Consider the following 1,043-nt stretch of genomic DNA (forward strand, 5'->3'; position numbering starts at 1 on the left):
CCCCCTTCCCGCCGCCCTCGGAGAGCAGTTGCTCGCGCAGGGCCGTCAGCTGGTGCGAGGTCTCCACGGCGCGGGTCTCGTCCAGGGTGGTGAGCGCGAGCAGCAGGGCGTCGGCCACGACCAGGCCGGTCAGGGACTCGGCAGTGATGCCCGTGGGGGTGTGCGGGGCCGTGATGACGGCCTCGACGCGGTCCGCGAAGGCGTCCCCCAGTTCGTCCGTGACGAAGACGACCTTGGCGCCCACCGCCCGCGCGCGCTCGACCAGCACCGTGAACTCGGGCAGGGCCCGGCCGGGCTGGAAGACGACGGCCGCGTCCCCGCGGCCGAGCGGCAGCAGCGCGTCGGCCAGCGCGAAGCCGGTGGCCCCGAGGAAGCGGGCGCGGCGTCCGATCCTGCCCAGCGCGAGGGCGAGATGGCGCGCCGCGATCTCGGCGGCCGCCACTCCGTAGCAGAACACCTCGCCCGCCTCGGCGAGCGCGGCCACCGCCGCCCGGAAGTCGTCGGAAGCGGTCAGCCTCCGGCCGTGCTCGATCCGTTCCTGCGCCTCGTCGAACACGTCGCCCCAGATTCCGTCCAGGTCCGGACCGACGTGCGCGATGCGCTGCTGCAGCCGCACTTCGGGCGGCACGGCGTGGGTGAAGTCGGCGGCCAGGCCCCGCTTCAGCGCCGGGAGTCCGGCGTAGCCGAGCCGCTGGAGGGCCCGGACGACGGTCGCGTTGCTGGTGCCGCTCTCGGAGCCCAGCTCCTGGGCGCTGGCGAACAGCAGCCGCTCGGCGGGCGCGCTCGCCAGATACTGCGCGACCGCCCGCTCGGAGGCGGACAGCTCTTCCCAGGTGTCGCGCACCGCCGTTCGCAGGCGCGTGATGCCGTCGCTCACCCGATCCCCTGAATCTTCCATTACAGGCATTGACTTTCTTGTGACGTGGCTTACGATCCTGAGCAATGCATTTCAGCAGACCTGCCCACCGTAATCGATGTTACGGCACAGGTCCGTGCGAGGAGCGAATCGGCACATGACGCAGCACCCCTCCCTGTCTCTTATA

Annotated in this window: 1 protein-coding gene; it reads right to left on the bottom strand. The window is 71.6% G+C overall.

Annotated features, from left to right (window positions below; all coding sequences use genetic code 11):
• Positions 1–898 (bottom strand): MurR/RpiR family transcriptional regulator (locus tag G5C65_RS37635; RefSeq protein ID WP_420903410.1); only part of this gene is annotated, 898 nt, incomplete at its 3' end.
• Positions 899–1,043: the final 145 nt, after the last annotated feature.

The organism is Streptomyces boncukensis (genome assembly GCF_011045075.1).
In the GTDB taxonomy this organism is placed as follows: domain Bacteria; phylum Actinomycetota; class Actinomycetes; order Streptomycetales; family Streptomycetaceae; genus Streptomyces; species Streptomyces boncukensis.